Consider the following 1,670-nt stretch of genomic DNA (forward strand, 5'->3'; position numbering starts at 1 on the left):
ATAAATTTATTACTAAGGTAAAAATGATAAATGGTAATAGGTGTATGGTTATTAGTCGTTTTAAAGGAAAAAGCAGAGAAATTACATTTACATGCACAAAATGTAGTAGGGAATATACATTATTAGCTTCAACATTGCTAAAACCCTGGTTTTGTAAACACTGTTCTTCAAAAAAAGAACGAAGTATAATACATAAAAGTAAAATGGAAATGGAAAGAAAACAAGCACTTTATGAGTTTCACAAGCGTGTGGAAGGAGTATTTAGTATTGTTGCTACTAAAAGTGACAATCTATTTCTATTGAGGTGTATGAAATGTGATAGTACAAAGTGGTATAGAGTAACAAGCTTTTTAAAACTTAACCAGCCGTGTTCTCAATGCAGAAGTTTAAGACAATCAAGGGGATCTAGAGAAATAATAAGCTTTTTAAAGAAAATGGATATTGAATTTAAGACAGAGGTTACATTTAATGGTTGCAAAAATAAAAATAAACTTCCTTTTGATTTTGGAGTTTATAAAAATGATAAATTAATCTGCTTAATTGAGTATGATGGTGAACAACATTTTAAAGAGATTGAATTTTTTGGCGGTAAGGAAGGTTATTTAAATCGGGTTACAAATGATCAAATAAAAGATAGCTTTTGTAAGAATAAAGGCATTCCATTAATTAGAATTGATTATAGAAATAAAAATATTATTGAGAAGTTAATGATGAAATTAATGCCGTTACTTGAAGATTAGTTTGAAGATAATAAACTATATAATGAGATAGGGACCAGCTACAGGCATCTTCACTTTAATTTTATACATTCCTCATAATTTTCTGATTCATTCCTATTTAAATAACACAAGGCCTTATTTTTTATGTGTATAGTACACTTCTTTACACTACATAAAAAATAAGGCCTTTTTATGTAATTATTTATTACATAATTTAAAGATAATAGATGTCGGCAATGAGATTAGATATTCAATAAAAAGATATTTTTTGTTTTAAAAATCCTTAAATTATTTCAAGAAGAGAAGTATAATGCTACTTTAATTGGAATGTTATATCAGTTTTTTTATCTTTAAAATACATGTAAAGGTGGTTATTCATTTGAAATTTATTTGCTTAGAGTGTGCAGGTAGTGGAAAAAATATGGTATCAGAGTCACAAGGTGTGACAACCAGCTGCATTGCATGTAATGAAACGGGAGAATTGAATTTTGATTTTAACAAACAGGATGATGTTAATAAATTTATTTATATTTTAAAAGAAAATAAGCATGCTGAAAGTCTCGTAAATGTATTTGGAACTTTAAATGTCAGTCAGGGTGAAGTTGAATTATTAAAAGAAGCAGCAGCTGCTGCTTTTAAAGAGAAAAATACTTTTGCTCTTTTATTATTTATTGAGAAGTTGGATCCAGTATACGCAGAGCAAGTTCTTCATGAATTAACAAGAAACGAGATTGCAGAAGTATTAACTATTTATAAGTATTGGCTTGCTACAGGGAACTTTGACAAATCAACTCTAGATACATTTGATTTGGAACCCAATGAACTTCCACTATTAAAAGAGTTGTTTCAAGGTTTATATAATGCTTCTGTAGATCGTTTTATGAGTGTGAATACTAGTCTTAATACAGGTAATTGATTTACGCACATAGGACTATTAAGTAAACAGTTTCA

2 protein-coding genes are annotated in these 1,670 nt (G+C 28.3%); both read left to right on the forward strand.

Annotated elements, in window-relative coordinates; all coding sequences use genetic code 11:
* A partial coding sequence (locus RCF13_RS19805; protein WP_308141475.1) for a hypothetical protein occupies positions 1 to 740 on the forward strand: 740 nt, incomplete at its 5' end.
* A 358-nt stretch (positions 741 to 1,098) separates the two neighbouring features.
* Entirely contained in the window at positions 1,099 to 1,635 is a 537-nt protein-coding gene (locus tag RCF13_RS19810; RefSeq protein WP_016121707.1) for a hypothetical protein, read from the forward strand.
* Positions 1,636 to 1,670: the final 35 nt, after the last annotated feature.

This window comes from Stenotrophomonas maltophilia group sp. RNC7, assembly GCF_030910085.1.
GTDB classification, from domain to species: Bacteria; Pseudomonadota; Gammaproteobacteria; order Xanthomonadales; family Xanthomonadaceae; genus Stenotrophomonas; species Stenotrophomonas sepilia.